Here is a 1,867-nt window from a genome sequence, read left to right on the forward strand (position 1 = left end):
CAGCCTGCGTAAAGTCTCGGGGAGCTGGCAAGCAAGCTTTGATCCGGGAATGTCCGAATGGGGAAACCCACCCGCAAGGGTAACCGCTCCTGAATATATAGGGAGATGGTGGCGAACTCTGCGAACTGAAACATCTCAGTAGCCGGAGGAACAGAAATCAACCGAGATTCCGCTAGTAGTGGCGAGCGAACGCGGATCAGCCAGTCATTTTTAGCCAACGTCTCAGTGGAACGCTCTGGAAAGGGCGGCCGCAGTGGGTGACAGCCCCGTACACGAAAGGGCGTCGGTGGAACTAAGCTTGCGACAAGTAGGGCGGGACACGTGAAATCCTGTCTGAAGATGGGGGGACCATCCTCCAAGGCTAAATACTCGTGATCGACCGATAGCGAACCAGTACCGTGAGGGAAAGGCGAAAAGAACCCCGGAAGGGGAGTGAAATAGATCCTGAAACCGCATGCATACAAACAGTGGGAGCCTGGGGCAACTCGGGTGACTGCGTACCTTTTGTATAATGGGTCAGCGACTTACGTTCCGTAGCGAGCTTAACCGCATAGGGAAGGCGCAGCGAAAGCGAGTCCGAATAGGGCGCTTAAGTTGCGGGGCGTAGACCCGAAACCGGATGATCTAGCCATGGCCAGGCTGAAGCGGGGGTAACACCTCGTGGAGGGCCGAACCCACTACCGTTGAAAAGGTAGGGGATGAGCTGTGGCTAGGGGTGAAAGGCTAAACAAATCCGGAGATAGCTGGTTCTCTCCGAAAGCTATTGAGGTAGCGCCTCGTGTATCACCTTCGGGGGTAGAGCACTGTCATGGTAGTGGGGAGCATCGCGCTCTACCACGCCATTGCAAACTCCGAATACCGAAGAGTGCGAGCACGGGAGACAGACGGCGGGTGCTAACGTTCGTCGTCAAGAGGGAAACAACCCAGACCCTCAGCTAAGGTCCCCAAGACACAGTTAAGTGGGAAACGAGGTGGGAAGGCATAGACAGCCAGGATGTTGGCTTAGAAGCAGCCACCATTTAAAGAAAGCGTAATAGCTCACTGGTCGAGTCGTCCTGCGCGGAAGATGTAACGGGGCTCAAACTGTGCACCGAAGCTAGGGATTCGGGCGTCTTTAGGGGCGTCTGGATGGTAGGAGAGCGTTCCGTAGGCCTGTGAAGGTGGCTGGAGACGGCTGCTGGAGGTATCGGAAGTGCGAATGCTGACATGAGTAGCGATAAAGGGGGTGAAAGGCCCCCTCGCCGAAAGCCCAAGGTTTCCTGCGCCACGTTCATCGGCGCAGGGTGAGTCGGCCCCTAAGGTGAGGACGAGAGTCGTAGCTGATGGGAAGCGGGTCAATATTCCCGCACCGACGTGGAATGCGATGGGGGGACGGAGAAGGTTAACCAGGCCGGGTGTTGGACGTCCCGGTTCAAGCGTGTAGGCGTGCTGCGTAGGCAAATCCGCGCGGCTTAGCCAAGGCGTGATGTCGAGGACTGGCTTGCCAGTCTGAAGCGGGTGATACCAAGCTCCCAGGAAAAGCCTCTAAGCTTCAGTTAATCAAGACCGTACCGCAAACCGACACAGGTTGGTAGGATGAAAATTCTAAGGCGCTTGAGAGAACTCAGGAGAAGGAACTCGGCAAATTGACACCGTAACTTCGGGATAAGGTGTGCCCTCGCTAGGTGAACCCGTACAGGGGGAGCCGAGGGGGGCCGCAGAGAATCGGTGGCTGCGACTGTTTAACAAAAACACAGCACTCTGCAAAGACGAAAGTCGACGTATAGGGTGTGACGCCTGCCCGGTGCTGGAAGATTAAATGATGGGGTGCAAGCTCTTGATTGAAGTCCCAGTAAACGGCGGCCGTAACTATAACGGTCCTAAGGTA

Annotated in this window: 1 rRNA gene; it reads left to right on the plus strand. The window is 56.0% G+C overall.

Annotated elements, in window-relative coordinates:
* A 23S ribosomal RNA gene (locus VLA04_03430) occupies nt 1-1,867 on the plus strand; the annotation flags it as partial.

The sequence above is a fragment of the Verrucomicrobiia bacterium genome, assembly GCA_035460805.1.
GTDB lineage: Bacteria > Patescibacteriota > UBA1384 > CAILIB01 > CAILIB01 > DATHWI01.